The organism is Pseudoalteromonas gelatinilytica (genome assembly GCF_001641615.1).
GTDB classification, from domain to species: domain Bacteria; phylum Pseudomonadota; class Gammaproteobacteria; order Enterobacterales; family Alteromonadaceae; genus Pseudoalteromonas; species Pseudoalteromonas gelatinilytica.
Map to the genome: position 1 here is coordinate 144,525 of NZ_LRRU01000020.1, position 21,076 is coordinate 165,600.

General features: G+C 42.7%; 14 protein-coding genes and 5 tRNA genes (1 of these 19 running past the window's edge). 15 read left to right on the top strand and 4 right to left on the bottom strand.

All coding sequences use genetic code 11. The features are described 5' to 3' along the window. The 6 genes from NH153_RS21765 to NH153_RS13645 all read left to right on the top strand — a co-directional run. Positions 1-44 (top strand) — tRNA-OTHER (locus NH153_RS21765); it begins 94 nt to the left of the window's first position. A 49-nt stretch (positions 45-93) separates the two neighbouring features. Continuing rightward, a tRNA-Lys gene (locus NH153_RS13625) sits at positions 94-169 on the top strand. A gap of 50 nt (positions 170-219) precedes the next feature. Then, positions 220-295, top strand: a tRNA-Lys gene (locus NH153_RS13630). 53 nt (positions 296-348) lie between these two features. Next, positions 349-424 (top strand) — tRNA-Lys (locus tag NH153_RS13635). A 129-nt stretch (positions 425-553) separates the two neighbouring features. Continuing rightward, positions 554-1,594, top strand: coding sequence for a quinolinate synthase NadA (nadA, locus tag NH153_RS13640; protein ID WP_063704744.1), 1,041 nt, complete (start codon positions 554-556; stop codon positions 1,592-1,594). A 142-nt stretch (positions 1,595-1,736) separates the two neighbouring features. Then, positions 1,737-1,824: transfer RNA gene (locus tag NH153_RS13645), tRNA-Ser, on the top strand. 10 nt (positions 1,825-1,834) lie between these two features. Here the strand turns inward: NH153_RS13645 and NH153_RS13650 are convergent. Further along, the gene (locus tag NH153_RS13650; RefSeq protein WP_063704746.1) at positions 1,835-2,359 is read right to left on the bottom strand and encodes a carboxymuconolactone decarboxylase family protein; all 525 of its coding nucleotides are present in this window, start codon (positions 2,357-2,359) and stop codon (positions 1,835-1,837) included. 229 nt (positions 2,360-2,588) lie between these two features. Here NH153_RS13650 and NH153_RS13655 point away from each other — a divergent pair, with 229 nt between their 5' ends. Continuing rightward, positions 2,589-3,473, top strand: coding sequence for an AraC family transcriptional regulator (locus NH153_RS13655; protein WP_063704748.1), 885 nt, complete (start codon positions 2,589-2,591; stop codon positions 3,471-3,473). 28 nt (positions 3,474-3,501) lie between these two features. Here NH153_RS13655 and NH153_RS13660 read toward each other — a convergent pair whose 3' ends face one another. Continuing rightward, complete coding sequence (locus NH153_RS13660) at positions 3,502-3,900, bottom strand: DUF2750 domain-containing protein (protein ID WP_063704751.1); 399 nt, start codon at positions 3,898-3,900, stop codon at positions 3,502-3,504. Between the two features lie 85 nt (positions 3,901-3,985). Further along, positions 3,986-4,567 carry a TetR/AcrR family transcriptional regulator gene (locus tag NH153_RS13665; protein ID WP_063704754.1) on the bottom strand — a complete coding sequence of 194 codons (582 nt, stop codon included), beginning with the start codon at positions 4,565-4,567 and terminating at the stop codon, positions 3,986-3,988. A 331-nt stretch (positions 4,568-4,898) separates the two neighbouring features. On the opposite strand from NH153_RS13665, the gene NH153_RS13670 reads away from it, so the two are divergent. The 8 genes from NH153_RS13670 (at position 4,899) to NH153_RS13705 (ending at position 20,330) form a co-directional block, all read left to right on the top strand. Next, positions 4,899-5,942 carry an alkene reductase gene (locus NH153_RS13670; protein WP_063704756.1) on the top strand — a complete coding sequence of 348 codons (1,044 nt, stop codon included), beginning with the start codon at positions 4,899-4,901 and terminating at the stop codon, positions 5,940-5,942. A 212-nt stretch (positions 5,943-6,154) separates the two neighbouring features. Then, the gene (locus NH153_RS13675) at positions 6,155-8,512 is read left to right on the top strand and encodes a TonB-dependent receptor domain-containing protein (protein WP_063704758.1); all 2,358 of its coding nucleotides are present in this window, start codon (positions 6,155-6,157) and stop codon (positions 8,510-8,512) included. Between the two features lie 57 nt (positions 8,513-8,569). Next, entirely contained in the window at positions 8,570-9,697 is a 1,128-nt protein-coding gene (locus NH153_RS13680; RefSeq protein WP_063704761.1) for an alkaline phosphatase family protein, read from the top strand. Then, complete coding sequence (locus NH153_RS13685; RefSeq protein WP_063704763.1) at positions 9,694-10,755, top strand: alkaline phosphatase D family protein; 1,062 nt, start codon at positions 9,694-9,696, stop codon at positions 10,753-10,755. The genes NH153_RS13680 and NH153_RS13685 overlap by 4 nt, the downstream gene beginning before the upstream one ends. 166 nt (positions 10,756-10,921) lie before the next feature. Further along, entirely contained in the window at positions 10,922-14,245 is a 3,324-nt protein-coding gene (gene recC, locus NH153_RS13690) for an exodeoxyribonuclease V subunit gamma (protein WP_063704765.1), read from the top strand. Further along, positions 14,232-17,807 carry an exodeoxyribonuclease V subunit beta gene (gene recB, locus NH153_RS13695; protein ID WP_063704768.1) on the top strand — a complete coding sequence of 1,192 codons (3,576 nt, stop codon included), beginning with the start codon at positions 14,232-14,234 and terminating at the stop codon, positions 17,805-17,807. The genes recC and recB overlap by 14 nt, the downstream gene beginning before the upstream one ends. A gap of 5 nt (positions 17,808-17,812) precedes the next feature. After that, positions 17,813-19,888, top strand: a complete 2,076-nt coding sequence (recD, locus tag NH153_RS13700; RefSeq protein ID WP_156503653.1) for an exodeoxyribonuclease V subunit alpha — start codon at positions 17,813-17,815, stop codon at positions 19,886-19,888. Beyond that, the gene (locus tag NH153_RS13705; RefSeq protein ID WP_063704770.1) at positions 19,875-20,330 is read left to right on the top strand and encodes a GNAT family N-acetyltransferase; all 456 of its coding nucleotides are present in this window, start codon (positions 19,875-19,877) and stop codon (positions 20,328-20,330) included. Before recD ends, NH153_RS13705 begins: the two co-directional genes overlap by 14 nt. Here NH153_RS13705 and NH153_RS13710 read toward each other — a convergent pair. Then, positions 20,327-20,956, bottom strand: a complete 630-nt coding sequence (locus NH153_RS13710; RefSeq protein ID WP_063704772.1) for a trimeric intracellular cation channel family protein — start codon at positions 20,954-20,956, stop codon at positions 20,327-20,329. The genes NH153_RS13705 and NH153_RS13710 overlap by 4 nt on opposite strands. Between the last annotated feature and the right edge of the window lie 120 nt (positions 20,957-21,076).

Here is a 21,076-nt window from a genome sequence, read left to right on the forward strand (position 1 = left end):
TTTTAATCCATTGGTCGATGGTTCAAGTCCATCATGACCCACCATTCTTTGAATGGTCTTATATCGGCGGATTAACGCATTTAATACCAGAGCGGGTCATTAGCTCAGTTGGTAGAGCAGTGGACTTTTAATCCATTGGTCGATGGTTCAAGTCCATCATGACCCACCATTTTAATGGTATTGTATATCGGCGGATTGACGCATCTTAATATCCAGAGCGGGTCATTAGCTCAGTTGGTAGAGCAGTGGACTTTTAATCCATTGGTCGATGGTTCAAGTCCATCATGACCCACCATTTCTAAAATGGTATCTCACATCGGCGGATTTACGCATCTAAATATTCAGAGCGGGTCATTAGCTCAGTTGGTAGAGCAGTGGACTTTTAATCCATTGGTCGATGGTTCAAGTCCATCATGACCCACCATTTCTTATTTATCATTTCTTTCTAAGTTATCTTTTATTTATCTTAACAGCGCACAGCAATACTGTTCTTTAGCGTCATATTCTCGTATAATTCGCGCCATGAATGCACTGTGGACTAAGTGGTCGAGAAATGAGTCTAGCTGAACAAATTATGCCTGAAGATTATATCTTCCCTCCAAAGCCAGCTCCGTTATCAAAAGACGAGCAAGCTGAGTACAAGGCACGTATCAAACAATTATTAAAAGATAAGAACGCCGTTCTTGTTGCCCATTATTACACTGATCCTGAAATTCAAGCACTTGCTGAAGAAACAGGTGGTTGTGTTGCCGACTCGCTAGAAATGGCGCGTTTTGGCGCTAAGCACGACGCAGATGTAATTGTGGTAGCCGGTGTTCGCTTTATGGGCGAAACAGCAAAAATCCTTACGCCAAATAAAACCGTTGTTATGCCAACGCTTGCTGCAACCTGTTCATTAGACGTAGGTTGCCCAATTGAAGAATTCTCAGCGTTTTGTGATCAGCATCCTGATCGCAAGGTAGTGGTGTATGCAAATACATCAACCGCTGTTAAAGCGCGTGCAGATTGGATTGTGACTTCTTCATGTGCGCTTGAGATCGTTGAGCACCTTGATGAGCAAGGCGAAAAAATCATTTGGGGTCCAGATAAACACTTAGGTTCTTACATTCAAAAGAACACAGGTGCAGACATGATCATGTGGAATGGCGCCTGTATCGTTCATGACGAGTTTAAAACCAAAGCACTTAAGGATATGAAAGCCTTACACCCAGATGCGGCTGTATTGGTTCACCCAGAGTCTCCTGCGGAGATTGTAGCCTTAGCTGATGCAGTTGGTTCAACAAGCCAACTAATCAAAGCAGCGCAAACCATGGACAACAAAAAGTTCATCGTTGCGACTGACCGTGGCATTTTCTACAAAATGCAGCAGTTATGCCCAGAGAAAGAATTCTTTGAAGCACCAACAGCAGGTGAAGGCGCAACCTGTAAAAGCTGTGCACATTGCCCGTGGATGGCAATGAATGGCTTAAAAGCGATTGAAGAAGCACTGACAGACCCTGAAGGTAAAGAAGTGTTTGTTGATATGGACTTACGCGAAGGCGCATTAAAGTCGCTTAACCGTATGTTAGAGTTCTCAGCATCGCTTCAGCGTTAATGTTTATACAAAAGGCAAGGTGTTCACCTTGCCTTTTTTGTTTGATTACTAATCACTTAACTGCACTATTTTAAAAAGCCCTTGCGTCGGTAGGGTTGTTTTCATACTATAGCGCCTCGCTAAAATCTTAGTTAGCGCCTTAGGTGACGTGTCCGAGTGGCTGAAGGAGCACGCCTGGAAAGTGTGTATACGGCAACGTATCGAGAGTTCGAATCTCTCCGTCACCGCCATTTCTTAATTTTACCCCACCATAGCAAAGTGCTTTTCAAGATTACATTTAGCACGCATGGCTATGTGACTGCTGACTTTCCTTGCAAGTTCTATCACTAGTAATTCAAGTTGGTCACGGCTATAACCAAGTAATACACAGCGTTTAAGTTGTTCGCTAACTAAGCTGCTGGCATCGTCTAATGCAAATAAAGCGCCTAAAGAGGCAAGCTCAAATACAGTGTTGTTCTGCTGCTCTATGCCAAACGGCAGCTGACCAAATGTGAGTGCAGTTTTTAGCTGCTGCTCTGTGCGCTTGATAAGCAATGTATTTGAACCTTGAATATCATCAAGTGAGTTTAAAATCTCTAGCGCCAGCAATGCTTTTGGCACCCCAGAATACACACTAATATGCGGTAAAATATCACACAACTCTTGCATTGAAACGCCATCATTCAATGCGTGCTGACATGCTCGTTTTAACAAAGGCTTGTCATGAACGGTGACCAAAGCAGCGATCGCGACAAACACAAATAAATCCGTGTTGTTATGGCTCATAATTTCTCTTTTGATTTTAGGTATTGAATGTATTGAGGTTTTGTAGCAGTGGCTGATTGCATAGAGCATGCAATCGAAAAAATGAAAATACATTATGGTCGATAATGGCCGTTTCTGCTTGCCATAAATGATTTAATTTTTGCCTAAAACAACGAACTGTTACCTTTAATGGTCCTAACCTTAAATTACGGTGATACACTTAATTGAGTATTTATGTGAGGTAATCTAAATGCGTCAGGCATTAATAGAAGCAGTGAAAGCAATAGCGATTGCAGATGGTAGTTTTGAAACAGCTATACCTGAGTTATTGGTATTCAGACGAAGCGAAGTCTCATTGCCGATGGCCTGCGTGTATGAATTAGGACTGGGCATTAGCTTGCAAGGTGCAAAGCGAGTTGTGCTGGGTGAGCATAGTTATGATTACACTGACGGCCAATCTCTGGTTACCTCAGTCGATGTGCCTGTTGCGTCGCATATTACTCGTGCCAGTAAAGAGCAGCCATTTTATGGACTTTACTTGCGTTTAGATACTCATGAAATCAGCCACATTGTTGCTGAAATGGAGTTTGCAGGGCAAGACAAGTTTCCTAAGCACCAAGCTATGTCGGTGGTTGATACTGATAACGGCTTACTTGATGCTTTACTGAGGCTTATTCAACTCGACAATGAGCCACACTTAAAAGCTAATCTTGCGCCACTTATTAAAAAAGAAATCATATTGCGCTTGTTAAATAGTCCGCATAGCCCTTATTTAAGGCAGATTGTAATGTCTGGCTCAGCCCATCAAAAAATCGCCAAGACCTTATGTTGGTTAAAAGAAAACTACACTAGTCAATTTTCAATTGATGATTTGGCCCGTGATGCACACATGAGCCCCTCGACATTCAGGCTGCATTTTCGTGATGTAGTAAAAATGAGCCCGTTGCAATATGTAAAAAATCTGCGCTTGCAGGCGGCAAGACAATTAATGCTGAATGAGCGAATTGATGTAGGCTCTGCAGCCTTAAAAGTGGGTTATGAAAGCCCATCGCAGTTTAGTCGTGAATACACTCGCTTTTTTGGTAAGTCACCGATAAAAGATATTTCAGCACTGCGGTTACAACAAATCGCATAAAAAATGGGAGCACATGGCTCCCTTATATTTAAAATCGTTTCTTTGGCATTCTCAGCTGTGAGTCAAACTCGTCGGGGAATAAAATGGTGCCGTCGTCTTGATCTGTTGGGAACACCGCAATGAGTAAATCATCTTGCTCAAGGCCAGGTGTCCAGCGGCTTAACCAATCTTTTACAGGAATGGCTTTTGGTGTGCAGTCTTGCCATTCGCCGGTTGCCCAGCTTTGTGCAAATTCGCGGCTAGGCCACACAGGTACACAGTCGTCGTCTTCGTTAGAGAGCATGACACAGCCATGTTCGTCATTGAGGATCCACACTTGTTTAAACTCTTGAACCGTTTCAAACATATAAGCGAGTCGTTTCTTTGCCCCTAAGGCAAGAACAGTATCAAATTCAGTTTCAACACGTTTAGCAGTTGCATTATTCATGATAGGCTCACTCTTTTAGTTATACACAGCTACACCTTAATCATAAGGTGATAAATAAATATGACAAGTAAAGTTAATAGCTAAATTAATTTACTAATGCAGCGAATAGATCGTCAGCAAGTTGTTGCAGAGATTTTGGATCTTGATTTGTGAGTGCATAGGTACGAATACCGTATATGCCCATCACTAAAAAGCGCGCCAACTGTTGAGCTGACTTGCTACTTTTAAATTCGTGGTTATCAAGGGCTTTTTGAAGCTGCTCAGCGAGGGCATGCTCGTAGGCATTAAGGTTACCACGTAGCACAGTACAAATTTGTGGGTCATTGCCTTCAACCTCAGAAATACTCTTTGTAAGTAAGCACACCTTGGCAACTTCACCTTCAATACATTCATCAACAATCACTGTTAAGTAATGTTTGAGGGTCGATAAAATTGATTGTTGGTCATTAAAAAGGGCAGTAAATTGTTGGTTTCTGTCTTTTTGATATTGCTCGGTAGCGGCTAAGAATAAGCCTTTTTTGTTGCCATAAGCCGCGTAAATAGAGCCCGGATGAAGGTGAGTCACTTCTTTTAATTTTTGCATACTGGTCTTCGCATAGCCATATTGCATAAAAGCATGCATTGCTTGGCGTAGTACAAATTCAGTATCAAATTCAGCAGTTCTCATTAAGGCTCCTCACGGTATATAATACCAATCCGCAATAATACTTAGTCATTTTGAGGGATTAAACCTGTCGCTACCCGCGTTAAAAATTTCTGATTTACGACTGCATGGATGCAGAAGGTAGAGCAATGCAGGAGCAATTGCCGAGCACAACTAAATAACGAAATTTTTGCCTTGTTATCAACGAGGTTTTCTTGCCTCAAAATAGACCACTTAATTAAGCGAATTGGTATAAACGAAGTTTACGTAATCTTGAACGATTATTCAAAATAAACCTTGAAGTATGTTTGTTTCGCCCTTATCTTGAATGTATGTTCAAGATAAGGATAAAACCATGACAACCGATTTACTTTCTCCATTTAAACTAAATGACAGCATTGAGCTGCAAAACCGTGTACTAATGGCACCACTGACACGCTGTATGAGCGACGATAATCTCGTACCAACCCAAGCAATGGTTGATTATTATGCACGCCGTGCCGATGCGGGCTTAATTATTAGCGAAGCAACGATTATTCGTCCAGATGCGCAAGGTTACCCAAATACACCGGGTCTATTTACCAGTGAACAAATTCAAGGCTGGAAAAAAGTCACCGATGCTGTGCACGCCAAAGGCGGCAAAATGTTTGCTCAGCTTTGGCACGTAGGTCGTGTTGCACACCCTCACTTTTTTGGTGGTGATGTTCTGGCACCATCAGCAATTGGTGTAGAAGGTTCGGTACCGAGAATGCGTGAGTTAACTTACGTTACTCCAAAAGCGGCAACCATCGAAGACATCCAAGGTTTGATTGCTGACTACGCAAAAGCAGCGGAAAATGCAATTGAAGCGGGTTTTGACGGGGTTGAAATTCATGGTGCGAATGGTTACTTAATTGATCAATTCCTACACTTTGCTGCCAACCAACGTGAAGACCAATACGGTCAAACACCAGAAAACATGTCGCGTTTTGCTCTTGAAGTCGTTGATGCAGTAGTGGCAGCAATTGGTGCAAATAAAACTGCATTACGTTTATCGCCAGGTGCGTATTTTAATATGACCGAAAGCGACGGTGATAAAGCGGTATTCGATTATCTATTACCAGCCCTTGAAACACGTAATCTTGCGTACTTACATGTGGGTATTTTTGATGACAGCATGCGCTTTGCAAGCTTAGGTGATAAGTCGGCGTCTGAATATATGCGCGGTGCGTACAAAGGTACCTTAGTAGGGGTAGGTAGCTATAGTTTTGAGGCGGCTAATCAAGCTATCGATAACAACCAATTTGATTTAATTGCGATTGGTCGCCCATTCATTGCGAACCCAGATTACATCAGTAAAGTTAAAAATGGTGAAGCATTAACACCATACAGCGACGAAATGCTGGCTGAATTGATTTAAGAAAATCTAATAATATTGTCCAACCAACAAGCGCTCAGTTAATTTAACTGGGCGTTTTTTCTAATACTTTCTTATATATTAAACAGTTAAGTCTTAAATCTGCCATGAAAATGCATTAATTGTTTAACTGTTGTGTCAAAAATTTTGACCCTAAATGTAATACACGCTCTGCATACTGTGCCCGCTTTTAAATACGTAACCTTGGAAAAACAATGAGCACAGTAGCAAAAAAAACCAAGCTAAGCCTTGTGATCGCAACGCTTTTAGCAACATCGGCACATGCAAACACGACTAACGAAATTGAAGAAATTACCGTTGTTGCAAAGCCAACCAGTTATGCAAATAACGTTATTGAACCTGCCATGCTTGAGCAACAAAGTTCAGTATCAAGTGTGTTAGCCGTGATTGATAACCTACCGGGTATTAGCATCAACGAAGGTGATGCATTCGGTGGTGACGACTGGTCAACCACCATTACTATGCGTGGCTTTAGTATCGATGGTAATCAACAGCAATTAGGTATGACGATTGATGGTATTCCTAATGGCGGTTCTAACTATGGTGGCGGTGCAAAAGCAAACCGTTACTTAGACAGCGAAAACTTAGCAACAGTTGAAGTAGGGCAAGGTACGTCTGATATTGCCTCTGCATCACTCGAAGCATTAGGTGGTACTTTTAATTTTGTGAGTGCACAACCGAGCACAGAGCAAAGCACTACGTTTGCTTACACAACGGGCGATCATAACGCTAGCCGTTACTTTGTTAAGCACGAAACCGGCACTGTGTTTGATAACACGCAAGCTTATATCAGCTATTCGCAAACAGACACCAGCCGTTGGGTTGGAGATGGTAGCAATGGTGGTAAAGACAACCAGCACATCGAAGCGAAGTTTGTATCAGACTTTAGCGACTTAACCGTAACGGGTCGTGTTTCGTATGATGATGTTCATGAAATTAACTATAACAGCATCAGCATTAGTGAGTTTGAACAAAACCCTGATTGGGATCGTTTAACTTGGAATTGGACTGGCGTGCCGCATTTTGATCAAATGTTTGCTGAGGGCTGGGGTACACTGCGTGAAAATACCCTTGCGTATGTAAAGTTTGATTACGCGTTAAGTGCCACTTCAAACTTAAGCTTGTCGCCTTACTATCATAAAAATTCAGGTCGTGGCGATTGGATCCCGCCTTATTTAACGTCGCCGGTTGATGGCGATGGCAATCCAACAACGATTGGCGGCGAAAATGCTGGCAGCTATGGCTTTACAGATAGCGAAGGCAACCCACTTGCACCAGCTGCAGGTTGTACGGCAAGTTTAGAATGGCCATGGTCTTCAGGCCCTGGCTTAAACCCAGCCTGTTACCCAGATGATGCGATTCCAGTTATGTCGTATCGTCATACTCACTATAAAAAAGACCGCTTAGGTATGACCGGTGAATACCAAGTAACCCTTGCTAATCATGATATTGAAGCCGGCTTTTGGTTTGAACAAACAGACCGCGATGAGTCACGTGACTGGCATAAAGTTATTGACGCCCGTGTCTATCATCACTTTGACCATACGCCGTATTGGACACAGTACAAGAACACTTTCGAAACAGATACATTCAAATGGTACGTACAAGATTCAATCAGTTTAGGTGATTTCACGCTTAATTTAGGTGCTAAACAGTATCTTGTTGAGCTGCAGCGTTATAACCATTTTGAAGATGAATACTCAGATAAAATCGACAGTGATTCAGACGTGCTATTCAGCGGTGGTGTGCTGTATCAGCTATCTGCAAGCACAGAGTTATTTACCAGCTACAGCGAAAACTTTGCAGCAATTAAAGATGGTGTACTTGAACGTGATTCATCAACACTGACCGAAATTGAACCTGAAACAGCTGAAAACATCGACCTAGGTGTGCGTTACAGTGATGACCGTTTACGTTTAACGGCAACCGCTTACAGCATCGAATTTGATAACCGTATTACCTTTATTGCTCCGGGCAGTGATACCGATGGTATTGACTACACGATTGGCACGAACGGTTCTTACATCAACGTAGGTGGTATTGAGTCAACGGGTGTTGAGCTTTCTGCAAGCTATATGCTGACTGACAAATGGAACCTTTACACATCGTATACGTACAATAACTCTGAGTATCAATCGAACGATCCAAGTGCTTACAACAGCGAGGGTGAGTTACTTGAAGATGCATCAGCCAGCTTTAAAGCGGGTGATGAAGTGATTGACTCAGCACAAGATTTATTTGTGGTATCGGCAGACTACTACAGCGGTGATTTCCGCTTTGGATTATCGGCTAAATACACAGGTGAGCGTTTAGGTGCATGGACTGATGAACAAACTCGTTCACGTAACAAAGTTGATGGTTATACCTTGGTTGATTTAAACATAGGTTATAACACCAGTCTTGATTCAGGCGTGTTTAAATCACTCGACCTTGCATTTGTGGTGAATAACCTGTTTGATAAATCATATCTCGCAGGTGGTACAGGTAATGGCTCTACCTACTTTATTGGTGCACCACGTACCGCAGCTTTAACACTGACAGCGCAGTTTTAAGTAATAAGCTAACGTTTTAAATAGCCCATCGTTGATGGGCTTTTTTGCAGGTGAAATATGAAAAAATTAATTTTAGCCACGGCGGTGGTAGCGGCAGCACTATTAAGCTTAAACAGTAAAGCTGCCGACAATGTAGTGCTCGTTACTCTTGATGGCCTTCGCTGGCAAGAAGTGTTCTCTGGTGCAGATAAAAACCTAATCGATAACACTGATTTTGTTGCAGATACAGATGAACTAAAGGCGCTTTTTTGGCGAGATGACCAAACAAAACGAACTCAAGCGTTAATGCCATTTTTTAGCGAAACATTGGCAAAGCAAGGCGTTTTGATTGGCGATAGAACTCAAGGCTCATTCATGTCGGTAAGCAACCCGTGGTATTTCTCATACCCTGGTTACAGTGAAATTTTAACCGGTATGGTAGATGAAAATATCGATAGTAACGATAAAGTGCCTAACCCCAATAAAACCATTTTAGAGAGTTTAAATACTCAGCCAGAATTTAAAGGTAAAACCGCGCTTTTTGGTAGCTGGGATGTGTTTCCCTATATTGTAAATCGTGAGCGCAGTGGGGTTTATGTTAATGCTGGCTTTGAAACTTTTGATGCGGTGAAGTCAAAGGAAGTGACTCTGCTAAACCAAATGCAAAGCGAGATCCCAAGTCCTTGGCACAATGTTCGCCTCGACAGCTTTACCTACCGATTTGCCAAACAATATTTATTAAATAAACAGCCGCGTTTGCTGGTTATTAGCTTGGGTGAAACCGATGACTTTGCCCATAACGGTAAATACGATGCCTATTTAAAATCGGCTAAACAAAGCGATGCGTTTATTCGTGACCTTTGGCAAACAATTCAACAAACACCGGGCTATAAAGACAATACCACATTGATCATCACGACCGATCATGGCCGTGGCAGTCATGCTGATGATTGGCAGCATCATAGTTCGAAGCGTGCTTTGGCACGTTCGGAGCAAGGAAAGCAGCGTTTTCCAAACGGCATTGTTGGCTCTGAGCATATTTGGTTAGCAGCGATTGGCCCAGATATAAAAGCAACAGGCTTAATTAAGCCAAGCAATGAGCTCAAACAAGCGCAAGTAGCGGCAACTGTGCTGAATATTTTAGGCGTCAACAGTCAGCAAGTTAACCCGAAAATGGCCGCGCCAATTAAGGAGATTTTAAAATGAGTTTAACTTTTAGTTTGTTTAAAAGCGCCTTATCTGGGTTAATGCTGGTTAGTAGTGTGAGTGCGATTGCCGCGCCAAGTAAAATTTTGTTTGGCTCATGTGGTCATCAAGACAAGGCTATTCCGATTTTTGATGCCATCAACAAAGAGCAAGCCGATTTATTTATGTTCCTTGGCGATAACATTTATGGTGATACCGAAGATATGTCGGTACTTGCTGATAAATACCAACGTTTAGGGCAAAAGCCGGGCTTTAAAACATTACGTGCGAATACGCCAATCATTGCCATGTGGGATGACCACGATTATGGCGAAAATGATGCTGGCAGTGAATACCCGAAAAAACAGCAGTCACGAAAAATCATGCTCGACTTTTGGCAAGAGCCTGCGGATTCTGCTCGCAGGACTCGTGAAGATGGTATTTACACTTCGTACACGTACGGTGAAGGTGAGCAAACAGTAAAAGTCATCATGCCTGATCTGCGTTTTAATCGCGCACCGTTAAATCACGTATCGGCGATAACCTACCAACTTGAGCGAAAACCTGCAAAACAAGGGCCTTATAGCCCAACAACTGATAAAAACGCCTCTATGCTTGGCGAAAGCCAATGGCAATGGCTCGAACAAGAGCTTAAGTCAGATGAGAAGATAAAAATCATTGCCTCAAGCTTGCAGCTATTAGCTGATTTTACAGGCTGGGAGTCATGGGCAAATTATCCGGCTGATCGTGAGCGTTTATTTGCGCTTATTAAAAAGCATAAAGTAAATGGTGTGATTATTGTCAGTGGCGATACCCACTGGGGTGAGCTGTCTAAGTATCAACAAAACCTAGATTACCCGTTATATGAGATGACTAGTTCTGGGCTTACCGAAAAGTGGAAAGATGTTAGCCCTAATAAACACCGTGTGGGTGATTACACTCATGAAGTTAACTACGGCGATTTAACAATCGATTGGCAAAAAGCAGACCCTACCATTCGTATTGCGCTTAAAGGGATTAAGGGGGATGAGATAATGCACACCGAGTTTGCGTTATCGACGATAAGCCCATACCAGTAAATATTGCCTGCTGCGCATATCCTAAACACATGCCCGCAGCTCATGCCCGCAGTTCATGCCCGCTAACATGGAATAAGCCTTGTTTGCGGGTATTTCTCTCTATCCCATCTAATTAAAATATCTTACACTGTGTCAATTAGTTAGTTTCAAGCAAGGACAGTGTAAAGTGCTGAATATAATTCAATCAAATCGCATGGAAGCACTGCAAGCGCGGTTTCACGCTCTTCTTAAAGTTAATCCGTTAACGAGCCCTTTTAAAAAAGAAATTGTGCTCGTGCAGTCACCGGGTATGTCGCAGTGGCTAAAAATAGGTTTAAGCGAACACTTAGGGATTGCCGCTCAGGTCGATTTTCCGCTGCCTTCGAGTTTTATTTGGCAGCTTTACCAACAATTATTGCCAGATGTACCCAGTGAATCTCCGTATAACAAAGCGAACCTTGCTTGGAAGCTGTTTGCGATTTTACCAAACTGCATTGATGAGCCGCTGTATTTACCACTTAAAACCTATTTAGAGGGTGACAGTGAAGGACAAAAAACCTTTGCCTTGTGCGAGAAAATTGCCGACGTTTATGACCAATATTTAATGTATCGCCCTAATTGGATTGCCACTTGGGAGCAGGGCATCGATGAGCTTGATGATGTTGATGTGGGTATTGCGCCATGGCAGCCAGATCTTTGGCGCAAGCTGGTGGCGCACAGTAAAGAGCTTGGGCAAAGCCAATATCACCGCGCCAACATGCAAGACAAACTCCTTGCAGCCCTTGAAAAAATGGACGCAAGCTTATTACCTGAGCGTATTAGTTTATTTGGTATTTCTGCAATTGCGAGCAGCCAGCTTGAAGTGTTTCAGGCTATTGCGAAAAAAACGCAGGTATTTTTGTTTTTCTTCAACCCCAGTGAGCATTACTGGGGCGACACACTCGATGAAAAAACAGCAGCCAAAATTGCTGCTAAATATGCCAAACGCCCGCAGTTACAAGCACTTGAAGACAGCGCTAAAAACCCTGATCACGAGTACTTTTTTATTGGTAATCCGCTACTCTCGTCATGGGGTAAATTAGGCCGAGACTATTTTGAGCAGCTACTACAACTAGATGCGCAGTGGCTAGACGGATTCGATAACGATTTTGATCAAAGCTTGCTATCGCAAATTCAGTCTGAAATTTACCAATTAGCCTTCAAGGGTGAGTCATTAACGCCTGATAAAGAATGGTTCATTAATGACGAAGGCAAACTGCCAATTCAGGCAGATGATACCAGCATTGTGCTGAGCGATTGTCACACTCCACTTCGTGAAGTAGAAAGACTACATGATTACTTGCTCAATTTATTCAATGAAAATAAAGCGCTAACACCGAAAGATATTATTGTAATGATGCCGGATGTTGGCACATACAGCCCGTATATTGAGGCGGTGTTTGGTGGTGCCGAAGGGCGACGCTTTATCCCTTATGCGTTAGCCGATTTAGCGATAGAGCAAGAAAAACCTGTGCTTAGCTCGTTTGCCAGTTTAGCTGATTTACCTTACTCACGCTTTGGTGTGTCTGACATTCTTGATTTACTGCAAGTCACACAAATTGCCGAAAAATTTAACCTCGAAGCCCATGAATATGAGCAAATTGGTTTTTGGCTTGAACGCGTTGGCGTTAAATGGGGCTTAGATGCCGCCCACAAAGACAGTTTTGGCTTACCCGCAATAGATTTAAACACTTGGCAACATGGCCTAAACCGCTTGTTATTAGGTGTTGCACAACGTGATGAACAATTGCCGTTTTCGGGGATTTACAGTGCCGATGAAGTTGAGGGCATGGCATTAAATACTTTAAATAAACTCATTGAATTTATTGATGTACTGGCCCGTTATAAAGCTAAGCTTCAAGCCGATGCACCGCTTAACGAAAAGGCAGAAATTCTAAAAGAGTTATTAAACGATGTGTACAGCGATGAAGGCGAACAAAGCTGGGATTTATTAGTACTGCAAAAAGTGCTCGATACACTGATTAAGCATTATGACAATGGCGATTACCAACAAGCTGTTTCGCAGCGCATTGTTAGTTACCTTGTAAAACAAGGTATTCAAGAAAAAGGCGTAGGACAGCGCTTTTTAGTGGGGCAAGTTAACTTTTGTACGCTGATGCCAATGCGTGCAGTGCCATTTAAAGTGGTGTGCATGCTAGGTTTAAATGATGCGGATTATCCGCGTACCGTTCAGCCAATCGGTTTTGACTTAGTGCCTTTCTCAAAACGCCAAAAAGGCGACCGCTCTCGCAAACTTGATGACCGTTACCTGTTTTTAGAAGCGATTTTAAGTGCCCGTGAGAATTTATACATCAGTTATATTGGCCGTTCTTGTTTTGATAACCAACCAAGAATGCCCTCAACTTTAGTGAGCGAGCTTTTGGAATACATAGCCCGTAGTTTTGAGTTTGCTGATAAAGACACTCACTTAAAGCTACCAGAGGCGCTAATTAATTATCAGCACTTACAGCCATTTAACCCAGCTTATTATCTAACAGAGAAAACAGATGACGAGCAAAAAGCAAACAAACCGTTAGCCACACAATTACACAGCTATAACCCTGTGTGGATGCCAACTCAAGCTGTTAATCCTGAACCTCAGCAAGCGCTTAGTGTTCAGCCAGAAAGCAGTGTTGAGTTAACTCAGTTTATTCGTAGTATTTGCCAGCCGCACGAGAGCTTTTATCAACAAAGTTTGGGTTTACGCTTACCGCAATTTAACGATATCGCTAAAGATGAAGAGCCATTTAGTTTAGATGCATTACGCCGCTACTTTTACCTCGATGAAATTCTCGAAGCGAGCATTCAAGAGCTACCGCTTAATAAAGCGCAAATTATGCAGCGCGGTGAATTACCCCAAGCCCATGTTGGCGACCTTGTGTTTGAAAGTATGCAGCACCGAGTTGATGCGCTTGCTGGGCAAGTGAAAGCGCATATTCAAGGTGATGAAGCATTACCCGTTGAAGTAAATATTAAAATTGCCAATACCACACTAGAAGGTTGGTTAAATCATATTTATGGTCAAAAACAGGTGTTTTATCGCACCGCCAGTATTAAAGCAAAAGATGTAATTCGTGGCTTTGTGCATCATTTAGCGGCGCAAATAATGGGTCAGCCTGTTGAAACCCTTATTCTTGGCTTAGACAAGCAAATTAGTTTTTCACCCTTGTCAGAAGACGATGCCCGCAGCTATTTAAACGATTGGTTCTCGCTTTATGAAACGCTTTTAACTCGTCCAGTGGCGTTTTTTCCGGTCAGTGGTTACGAGTACATAAAAACAGATAAAGACATGGTCAAAGCAAACAATAAATTCGCGCCGCAATACATAGGCATAGGTGAAGGTGAAAACCCGTATATTCGTTTAACCATAAAGAGCCTTAAAGACTGTGAAGAAGAGTTTATAAAATGGAGCGAGCTGCTGTTATCGCCAATTGTTGAATTAGCACAGGAGGCAGATCATGCAAACGCTTAATCCAATGAGTATGGCGCTGTGTGGGCAAAGCCTTATTGAAGCCAGTGCCGGTACAGGTAAAACCTATACAATCACAGGTTTGTATTTACGGTATTTGTTGGGCTTACAAAAAGCGACCGGTGAAGATGAAGCATTAAATACGCCTCTAAGTGTTGAGCAAATACTGGTGGTGACTTTCACCGAGGCTGCAACCCAAGAAATTAAAGACCGTGTGCGGGCGCGTATAATCAATGCCAGAGATGCACTGCTTGGTAAAAAGCCAGATGATGAGCTGATTGAGCAAGTAATTAATGAGGTAACTGACAAACACGCCGCATTTGATTTGCTAGACGCTGCGGCAAAGTCGATGGATGAAGCCGCTATATTCACCATTCATGGCTTTTGTCAGCGAATGCTGAAACAACATGCTTTTGAGTCAGGGGTGGCGTTTAACTTAGAGTTTATTTTAGATGAGCGTGAGCTTATTCAAGAAACCCTTAATGACTTTTGGCGTGCCTTTGTTTACCCACAATCAAAAGAGCGAACGCAAGCAATTACCGATATTTTCCCTGTGCCGGCGTCACTGTATTCACAGGTAGTGAGTTTACTCAATAAACAAGAGGCAACAATCACCCCTGAGTACGACCTTGACGATATATGGCAAGCGCGCGACAACTTTGTGGCAAAAGTACCTGCATTTAAAACTGCGTGCCGTGAGAGTGAGTTTATTAATGCTGTAAAAGCATCTGATTTAAGTGGTTCAAAAACCCCAGGCCGAAAAAACAGCCTTGCTGCGCTTGAAGAGTATATAAACAATGATGAGCTATTTTTTGTATTTGGTACCAGCAAATACTCGTTCGAAGTGTGGAGCACAGAGAATTTAAGCGACCCTGCAAATTATAAGAAAAACGGCAGCTTGCTGAGTCATGAAATGCTGGCTCAGTTTGATGAAATGGCTAAACTCAGTAGCCTTATCAATAACGGCTTGAATATTGCGATAGTGCAATACGCTGCTAAATGGGTGGCAAGTGCATTAGTTAAACGCAAGCAAGAGCAAGGCGTTATTACTCCAGATGATTTACTGAGTAACTTGCATCAGGCACTTTTAAGTGAGCAAGGCCAAGCATTAAGTGAAAAAATTGCCGCATTGTTTCCGGTTGCCATGATTGACGAATTCCAAGATACCGACCCAGTTCAATATGGTATTTTTAGCCGCATTTATGGCATTAAAAACACCACGCTTGCCATGATAGGTGATCCAAAACAGGCTATTTATGGTTTCCGTGGTGCAGATATTTTTACTTATATTGGCGCAAAACAAGCTGTTTCAGATGATAAGCAATACACCCTAGATACCAACTACCGCTCAAGTGAAGGGGTTGTTGATAGCGTAAACCGTTTATTTGCTAAAAATGACAATAGCTTTATTTATAACGACGCAATCCCATTTCAAAAGGTTAATGCGAAGGGAAAACAGCAAGACAAAGCGTTTTTAATGAACGGTGAAATGCCAAGTGCGTTTGAATTTTCGGTTTTTGTTGATGAATACGCCGAAGCGAACAACAAGCCAACCAGCAAAGGGGTGGCTCAACAGGCATTGGCTTTGCAGTATACGAAAAAAATTACTGAGCTACTCAAGCAAGCCGATGCAGGCGCTGCAACTATTGCAGGAAAGCCTCTCACTGCCGCCGATATCTGCGTGCTAGTGCGTGACCGAAACGAAGCACAGCTGATGAAAAACGCACTAGCAGAAGCCGCCATTGCCAGTGTGTATTTATCGCGAGATAGTGTTTTTAACCAAGAGCTTAGTCATCATTTACTGAACTTTTTAACAGCCTTGCATGGACAGTATGATGAATCATTACTGCGTGGTGTACTAGCAGGGCCATTGTTTTGTTTAAGCTACAACCGTATTTATGAGCTTCACGAAAATGAAAGTGCATGGCAAGAACATTTAAACTTTTTTGCTCAGCTTGCTCATATTTGGCATAAACAGGGCGCTATGGCGATGCTCGAGCGTTTATTAAGCCATAATCAGCTCGCAGCACGTTGGCAGGGCTTAGGTTACAACGTTGAGCGCTGGCTCACCGATTTCCGCCATTTAGGGGAAATCTTACAGCAAAAGCAAATTGAGCTTGAGGGCACCCACAGATTACTGCGTTGGTTTGCGCAAAAAGTTAGTCAACAAGATGGTGAAGCGGTGCAAGTACGCCTAGAAAGCGATGCTAATTTGGTGAAAATTGTCACCATGCACGCCTCAAAAGGCTTAGAGTACCCGATTGTATTCATGCCGTTTGCCTGTGGCTATCGGGAAAGCAAAGAAGCCCTTTATCATAAAGACGGTAAGCTGATTTATGACCTTGCTAAAAGTGACGACGCAATGCAAAAAGCAGAGCAAGAGCGCTTGGCTGAAGATTTACGCTTGCTCTATGTGGCATTGACTCGTGCCGTGCATTTTTGCTCTGTGGGTATGTATAACATTTCGCAAGGTCGTAGTGCTCGCCCTGGAATTCAAAGTACCAGTATCGGCCACGTATTATTTGCAGGGTTAGAGATTAAATCGGGCGATGAATGGCGCACGTTGTTACAACAATTTTGTGAAGGCTCTTCGCACATGCACTATGAGGCGTTTAGCGAAGCGGATGAGCTTGAAAAGTTAACATTTGCTGGTGCTGACAGTGAGCAAGCCTACCAAGTTAATACTGTTAAAGCAGACATTCAGCGTGATTGGCGCTCAACCAGCTTTAGTAGCTTAACGTTGAAAAAGCATACTGATCATATTGAACTTGGCCGCAGTGATGAAGACCACGAAAAAGATGAGTTTTTAGCCCAAAATGCCAATGCTTTAACACCTTACAGCTTCCCAAAAGGGGCAAAGCCGGGTAGTTGTTTGCATGAAATATTTGAGCAATTAGACTTTACCGACCCTTATGCGTTAAAGCGTCCAGCCATGGAGCAAGACGACCACGCCCTAGATAAAGTGATCAAAACGTTATTCGAAAAATACCATATTGACGATAGCTGGCAGGAAATGACCGAGCAGTGGATCCTTGCTGCACTGAATTGCCCATTAAACGATAAAGGGCTTAGTTTATCAGTACTTGAACCTGAGACCTGTTTGGTCGAAATGGAATTTAACTTACCCCTGTTATCACTCTCAAGTGATAAGCTTAACCAAGTGTTGGTAAAGCACTTTAATTTACCCGGGCAGCTTGATTTTAGTGAGGTGCAAGGCTTACTAAAAGGCTTTATAGATTTAATATTTTGTTGGCAGGGTAAGTATTATATTCTTGATTATAAATCGAACTTTTTAGGCAATAGTGCGGCTGACTACCAACATGAGCAACTAGAGCAAGCCATGACCAGTCACCAGTATCATTTGCAGTATTTGATATATACCGTGGCATTGCACCGCTTATTAAAACAACGTATTCAAGATTACGATAGCGATACGCATTTAGGCGGTGTTTACTACACCTTCTTACGTGGCATGAGCGAAGGGCAAGGGGTGTATTTTAATCAGCTTACGAAACAGCAAATAACTGAGCTTGATAGCTTATTCGCACAAGGAGCCATGCTATGAGTCAAATGACATTCGGCTTTGATGACCATGAGCCAAACGAGCCAATGAATAAGCAGCCAGAACAACCAGCAGAACATGCCCAAAGCGATTCAGTGTTACCTGCCAAAGAGATTAAAACGCAACCATTACTGAGTTATTTACTTGAGGCAAAACGTATTCGCTTAGTTGATGTGAAACTCGCAGAGCTATTGACTGGTACAGAAACAGTAGCCGGTTCACAATCGTTGATAGAGAATAACGATGCAGCGCACAATGAGGTTTTTTACCTGATTTTATTACTTGCGGCTGCGCAGCAAAGTCAGCACAGCTGTTTAGAGCTCGTGAATATAAACTGGCAAAACCCGTTTGAAATAAGAGAGCAAAGCCTAGCTGATGCCAGCATTGCAGCCCCTGAGGTTTTAACCCCGTTTGATATGGAATTTGGCCTTAATGAGGCTGTTAATAAACTAATGAATGCTGAGTGTGTCGGGGACGACAAACCACTGCTGTTGTTTGCCAATAAACTTTACTTTGCCCGATTGGCAGAGTACGAAACCACTTTGGCTTCGCGTTTACATCATTTAGCAACGAAAGAACTCACCCTTGATGAAGCCGAATTAACGGCATTACTTGAGGTGTATTTTCCTAATAGTGAACATACAACAAACCCAAGCGATCCTATTAAAACCTTAAACTGGCAAAAAGTAGCCTGTGCGATTGCCGCAACAAAAGGCTTTAGTGTGATCACTGGCGGCCCAGGTACCGGTAAAACCACCACAGTAACTAAGCTACTAGCAATATTACAATCTTTGTATGCCAGTGCACCGCTAACAATAAAGCTGGTTGCACCGACAGGTAAAGCGGCAGCGCGTTTAACCGAGTCGATTTTAGGGGCAAAGCAAAAGCTTAGTATGATCCCTGATAATATCGCGCCACTTATTCCTGAAAGCGCGCAAACGATTCACCGTTTACTGGGCGTTATTCCGCATACCAATAAGTTTCGCCATAACAAGCGTAATCCGCTGCATTTAGATGTACTGATCATTGATGAGGCATCGATGGTAGATTTATCGCTTATGGCAAAACTAATCGAGGCACTTCCAAGCCATGCAAGACTTATTTTACTGGGTGATAAAGACCAATTAGCCTCGGTTGATACGGGCAGTATTCTTAGCGACCTCTGCCAAGGCTTAGAGCTTGGCAAAATGCCAGATTACAGCAGTGAAAGAGCAGCGCAGCTTAATCGCGTTTGTTTTAATAATCAGAGCGAGATACCTGCGGCGAGCAGTCATTTTGTACTTAACGATTGTATTGCGTTTTTACAGCAAAGTTATCGTTTTGATGGCAGCAGCGGCATTGGTCAATTAGCACAAGCTGTAAATACCAATAACACAGGCTTACTGGGCTACGTTGAGCAAACGATTAATCAAGGTGGCTTTAAAGACCTTAAACTTAATTACAGCGTGATCAGTAAACCGATTGAGTATTTTGTGCAACAAGCGGCGTTGCAATATCACGATTATTTGCAGTTTATCCAGCAAGGGGCAAGTGTTGCCAATGTGCATAAAGCATTTGCGTATTATCAGTTACTGGCTGCCGTCAGAGAGGGTGATTATGGTGTAAATAGCCTTAATCAGCGTATTGAAAAAGCACTGGCACAACAGGGTTTAATCTCGCCATATCAAAGGCATTATGTGGGTATGCCAATTATGATCAGTCAAAACGACTACCAGCTAAAACTGTTTAATGGCGACATAGGTATTTTAATGCATGATGAGCAAGGTCAGTTAAAAGCCATGTTTGTTGATGAACAAGAAAATATTCGCGCCTTTTCGCCCGCACGTTTACCTGCTCACGATAAAGTGTATGCCATGACAATTCATAAGTCGCAAGGCTCTGAATTTGCTTATACCGCAATGATTTTACCGCCAATAAAACAGGCTAATCAGGGCATTAATAGGCAATTGGTTTACACGGGTATCACCCGCGCGAAAACCACATTTGAGCTGGTGGCCGATAAAAATGTACTGCTTATGGCGATGAATAAATCTGTTACTCGTGCATCAGGTTTATACGATAGGTTAAAACATGAAGCTAGTTAAAGTAACGAGTGACCATCTCAACGAGTTAATGGGGTGGTTTAACACAGAGGCAGAACTGCGTATTTGGTCTGGGCCATTTTTTGATTACCCATTCGATATGCAAAGCTTTAAAAACGATTTAAACCTAGATGCGCTGAATTCCTTCGCGTTGGTTAATGACGAAAGCCAGATGTTAGGGTTTGGGCAATACTATTTACGTGAAGGGCGTTGTCATTTAGGGCGGCTAGTTATCGCGCCAAGTGAACGTGGCAAAGGTCTTGCAAAAGTGTTGATAAACTTACTAGGAGAGCAGGGCAAACAGCAATTGCAGTGTGATAGCTTGTCGTTGTTTGTATATACCCATAATACCCTTGCTAAAACAGCTTATGAAAAAATGGGGTTTATACAAACCCAGTACCCCGCGGACATGCCACTCGATGGCTGTATTTATATGACCTGCTAAGAGCGTTTAAAGCTGCTTTTACGAAACAGATTAGGTTGCCAGCCAAAGTGTATGGCGCCTAATCTTAAGCATACCGTTACCGTAAATGCGCCAATAATGCACCAAATATAACTCACCTCAAGGGTGAATAAAGCCGCGTAAGTTAACCCGCCAGATAAGCATGCGGTTGAATAAAGTTCTTCGCCCATGACCAGAGGCACTTCACGGCAGATCACATCACGCATCAGGCCGCCAAAAATACCCGTGGTCATACCCATGGTGATGGCAACAATCATATCTGCGCCGCCAATCAGTGCCTTTTCGATACCAATAATGTTGAAAATAGCCATCCCTACGGCATCCATTAATAGCATGGTGGTGTTACTTAAATCGGGTAAGTGACGAATTGATAGAATAGACGCAAATATGGCTATGTAAGTTGCGTACAAATAATCGGGCTGAGCTATCCAAAATACCGGTTTGTTAAGTAATATGTCTCGAAGTGTGCCACCACCCAAGGCGGTGACTGTGGCAACGACCACCACACCAAAACCACCAACACTTTTTTCATGACCCAGTAAAGTGCCAGAAATAGCAAAAAACGCTACACCGATAATGCTTAAAAAATGAAAGTATTCTGATGTCATGGGGCTTCCTTACCTGTTAGTAAGTTAACCCTAGCAAAATGAGCTTTATTGATGCTGAACAGCAAAGAAAATAGGGCGGGTAATGGATGTCACCCGCCAGTAGGATTAGTGATTATCTCA